The 4,921-nt window shown below is 50.5% G+C and carries 3 protein-coding genes; all 3 read right to left on the bottom strand.

Annotated features, from left to right (window positions below):
• Positions 1 to 133 precede the first annotated feature (133 nt).
• The gene (locus AC1DKD_RS39010; RefSeq protein ID WP_477144541.1) at positions 134 to 1,399 is read right to left on the bottom strand and encodes a TniQ family protein; all 1,266 of its coding nucleotides are present in this window, start codon (positions 1,397 to 1,399) and stop codon (positions 134 to 136) included.
• A 9-nt stretch (positions 1,400 to 1,408) separates the two neighbouring features.
• Positions 1,409 to 2,458, bottom strand: a complete 1,050-nt coding sequence (locus AC1DKD_RS39005; RefSeq protein WP_441634468.1) for an ATP-binding protein — start codon at positions 2,456 to 2,458, stop codon at positions 1,409 to 1,411.
• 237 nt (positions 2,459 to 2,695) lie between these two features.
• Positions 2,696 to 4,921: integrase catalytic domain-containing protein (locus AC1DKD_RS39000; protein ID WP_477144540.1), on the bottom strand; the 2,226-nt coding region annotated here is incomplete at its 5' end.

Below are 4,921 nucleotides of genomic sequence, written 5' to 3'. Positions count from 1 at the left end.
CCATAGGCCCACCCGGTGTGTCAGCTTAAGTGATTCGCTGGACGATTCGGCCCTTTTACTTTACTGCGTGAAATCCAGCGAATTACTTTACTTTGTCCCTCATAAATTATTATTTCCTTCTCGTGAGTGCACTTCAGTGATGGATATATCGCTCCCGCATCGCCAGGAACACTTTGGCCTTCCTGCTAGACGAGTGCCAAGTTTGTCCGGTATGTTCTCTCACGTTGCGGAGAGTTAGGGTTAGACCCTTTCGGAGGAGTGCTGCAATAGTCTTGCGGCACTTATCTTCTTCTTTCGCAGCGGCAATATTGGCTTCTGCGACAGAAAATGCTGCGTTGGCGAGCTTTAGGGCTGGTATCAGGTCGGGAACGGCCATTTCAAGTGTTTTGGGGTCGTGATGGAGCTTTCGTGCCAAGTCTCGCAAGCTTCGGACGCCGCCCGCTGCAATCGATTTCTGCACCTCGTTTCGGATGCGTTTAGGATTGACGGCGTCATATTTCCCTGTGCGATGTAAGCTCGGGGCATTGCAAGACCGATACTCAACTTTRCCAAGAGCCATCTGTGCAAGTGACAGTTGATTGCACAGGCAGAATCGAACAAGCCCGGGAAGCGAAGTCCGGGTACCCGCTTGCCGGAACATTCGATGAACTCCACTAACGTGGACATTGCAGGCCTCTGCGCTGCGGCGAAGCCAATGTTCTCCTAGAACCGAAGGCATCGATTCGTTGCAAAGCTGCAAGGCGTCAGCTGGCAGCTGTATCCCCGAAGTCCCAATCGCGATTAGCTCTCCAACGAGTTCGGCTACGGCTACCTCTTCGTCGGTAGCCTCTATCGAACGGGAATTGTCGCAAAGACAAAAAATACGCCCGCATATCCAACAGTTTTCGGGAAGTACCCTGCGCAGAGCCTGATAGGGGGACTTTTCCGGCGACCCGCATCTGCGCGTACGATGCCTTGTGCGATGAATTGGACAAGCAGTTACGACATCAATATGCCACAAAATTGGTATCCAAGGTTCTTCGCTATGAAGAGAAAAATCTTGCAAACATTCTCGGCAATATCGAGCGCATTTCGTGTGTAGGCGGTGTGCTGATAAAAAAACAGATGTAAAATTTAGGGTTCCAAATTGTAAATCGTTTCTGCCTGTCGCCTTATTCAGAGCAGTTGACCATGCGTCCGATGTGCATCCGATACTAACCATCGCGGATACTGCCCGCCCTGACCACGAGGTGTTTAGCATCGTTTCATTTCGGCCGCCCATTAGGGGCACCAGCACGCTCCTATTAAGAGTTCGTACGGGAACGCGGTGGGCATTTGCCAACCGAAAATCGTAGCTCACTAACGATTCCGCTTGGCTTGTCCCGAATCCTATCGGCGCAAGATTGTAAAGGGGGTGCATCTGAGAATCTCAATTGGCTAGCTTCTCTCCGATTTCCTCTATTCCATTATTTGTCGAGAAATGATTCTTGATGGCATACTTGCGCCTGAGTTCCCTCTCCCCATTTAATATCTGTTCACGCATCTCTTCCTCAAGACTTTCTGCCTTCAACGCTTTCCCGAACATATTAGGCGTCCAGATTTCGCCTTTGCTGCGAAGCTGATAGCCTAAGAAGTTCGTAAGAACAACAGATAATTGTCCGACCCCCCCCATGGACGCAGTTGCCAATTCAACGGCCGCCGCCGGAAAATCTGGGATGCGCTCGCAAGGCCAATTCGACGCGAACTTCTCTATGACGGCAGAAAATTCTCTCATTTCTGATTTTTTCTTAGGGTCATAGCGGAAAAATGGCACCACTTCGGTGCGCCGAATCTGGATTGCATATTGCGCCGCGAGTTTTTGCAATTCATAACTGCCGATAAAAATGAGCTTTACGTCTATTTGCTCGGCAAAAGACTTTACGGTGTCCATGACCGCGAGATTGTCGAAGCGGAGAAAATAGTAAGCCTCATCGAAGATGATTACTTTTACTCCTCTTCGCTTAACCATCTCAGCTATGGCTTCCCGAAGAGGGCCAAGGGTGAGTCGCTTATTATTCGAAAATCTCAGAATGTCATCACGATATACCGCCTCTCGCACACTTTCAGCCGGGACAGCAGTGCCTTGTTTCAAAATCGCACTGTACAAATTCTTCCAGGCAAAAGCATGTTCATTATTGGTTTCAACCGGAACATACATAAAGGGAATTTTTGTGCCATTATCATTTTTCCACAAATCGGTGAAAGCATCCGCTAACGCATTTTTGGCGAGGCTTGTCTTTCCTGCGCCGGTCATCCCGATTAAAAATATGAATCTGGTATCTTCTCCGCGTTGAACATACTCCAGTAGGTCTTGAAGAGCGATTGTGAGATTTTGGTGTGAAATGGTTAGATTATCGAACCATTTCTCGCGCTTTGACGCGCCCGCAGAGAGTATCCCAGCAAGCTCTGAGTGTACAAATTCTGGGTTCCGCGTAAACATGGTTTCTCCTTTTGCGTAGTTTCGTACCGTTACTGACTAAACGAGCCATTTCACTGTCCGACCAATTTTCTTCGCCTCAGGGATGCTTGCTAAAATTAATTCCGGCGTGTTCCGTAGACGTGGTGGGCTGGAATATGGCCGTTAGGATTAATCGAAGGCTAATACCGTCTCGCCGGCAATGAAAGTAATCTGAGACAGCATATTTTGTCGAGATGCGTCGTCTGGCATGGTGGCTCCTTATACATAACCGCGAAATGCGCGGAGTGTGGATTCATCGAACAGGGGAGGGGGTACACTAAGGTCCCGTTCCTCGCCCGCCATTTCGGGGGCCTCAACATCCGAAGCGAATGTCTCCTCTTTAGGTTCCGTTTCAGCGTCCGCTTTCGGCCCCCATCGCAATTCGCCGAAAGGCGAATTGATGTTGTCTGCAGTGGTCTGCTCTAGGAACTTTGCGGCCTTAGAGTTCGCGATGGACATTCCGAGCTTCTTAGCCAAGTAGCCCATCTCGGCTTGTTTGATTGTCATGCGCTCATCAAACGGGCCGGGTATAAATAGCTTCGCCTTGTCAGCGAGAACTTTCCTGGAACCGATAGCTTTCTTGGAAAGCTGATTTTTTGCTCGGGCGGACTCTCTGTACGCTTGTTGGACTTGGCGATTGGTCCTGCCGCGATATGGCTCAAGGTTGCGAATGATGGCGCATTGCCACCCGTCCAGGCACACATATATTACGTTCGCGTCCCATGGTTCTACACGAACTTCCAGATGCCTTCCCTTTTCGAGCTCCCTAAATTTCTCGTGCCAGTAGAATTGCCCGTAAATGAATATTCCCCGTCGGTTGTCCACCGACTGGAACCACTTTTTCGCATGCGGACACGTAAGTAACATTAGGTTTTCATCAAAGCGTACGAGAGTATGTTCGCGCCGGCCGCTCTGCTCGTATAGCCGCTCCTCCTTCTCCTTCGGGCTCATCCCGAGGGCGGGATGGACACGGTCGGCATACTTTAGAAAGTACTCATCTAACATTGCGTACAGCGCCGGCAGCGTCCAGACGCGACGGTCGAATGGGTAGACTGCCCGGGACACCATTCTAGGGTCGAGCATATTGGTGGTATTGCCCCGAAGCTGTTGAATCACCTCCTCTTGGGTGGCGCCTAGCGCGCGTTCAACGACCGCCCCACCACGAGGTTGACTAGGCGGCCGATAGCGGAGCTCGATACCGTAGAGATAGCAAAACCATATAAGCTCGCTAGAATGGAATTCTTTGCCGTTGTCTACGACGATAACTGTTGGAAGGCGTTTGTGCCGGCGCACGTAGTCCCGCAGCACCATAAGAACGGAAGCGGCGCTTGGTGGGTTATACGAAAGCCAAAATGCCACCCGGTTGCGAGTCGCGCCGTCCACGGCAAGCGTTATGTTTGGCTTGCCTAGGTCCACTCCTTCAAGGTCCGTTGTGGCAAGCGGTATGGTGGTGTGGTCGATGTAGCAGACTTCGTGGGGCCTTGTACCATGGACCGGGAAGGGTTGGGTGAAAAACAAATCAAGAGGGTTTTTTTGATACGCCGCTTTCTCCCCCTCCCGGAGGAGAATATCTTCTACATGCTTACAATTTTTACAGAAGGTTTGATACGACCTGGTCGAAAGAATGTCGGCTGTTGTTTTTATGTAATGTTCTATTAGTCCCATGTAAATTGCATAAGCCCCTCGTTTTGTCATGCGCTCCGGGGAGTTGTAGCATTTCATCGCTTCGATAAAGAATTTATTTTCTACTTCATTCGTAAGATGAGAGCTGTGGTTTCCTCGGTTTGGGATATGGTCCATCAAGGCTATTAACCGGTCGAGCTGGTTTGTCATGCCCCGAACTTTGAGGGCAAAGCTTTGAAGCGAGCTTCTGGAAAATGCCTTTCGGTCCCAACTCTCGAGAGCTTTAAGCCGATTTTCGGCTCGCGCCCATTGAGCTGAGCTAAAATCATGTAGCATCTTTTTTGCGTCAGGCGGGAGTCCTGGAGCATCTGTGGAAATCTGATTAAGGTCGTTTAGGGCTGAAACGGACTTCAAATCCAGCGCCGAAATGTATCCGTCTTTATCTCGCACATGCAGTTGACGTTCTCCGCACATCAAAACTGTGAGTTCAACGTTGTCGTATCGAATGACAGTTCCGGGCCGAAGGCGCATTACACCTGGCAAGGGCAGGACCGGTTGAAGCTCCTTCTGACGAGCTGCTCGTACGGCAGCTGACGTAGCGGCGTCACGGCAAATGATTAAATCAGACGGGACGTCGAGCCGCTCTACGTGGAGGTTTACATCAACATACCCCCCCGCAATGGCAGAAATCACCTGGTCCGCCGTAAATCGGTGTTCGTCTAGGAGCTCCGTGTAGGAGACATATTTCCGCTCCTGCAGGAGGTCGGTAATTTGCAGCAGCGTTTCGCCGGGAATCTCCGGAGCATCTTCTCTCAGATAGTC

The organism is Cupriavidus sp. 05T313, assembly GCF_056396665.1.
The sequence above is the reverse complement of the archived record's forward strand: the minus strand, read 5'-3'. Positions and strand labels throughout refer to the sequence as shown.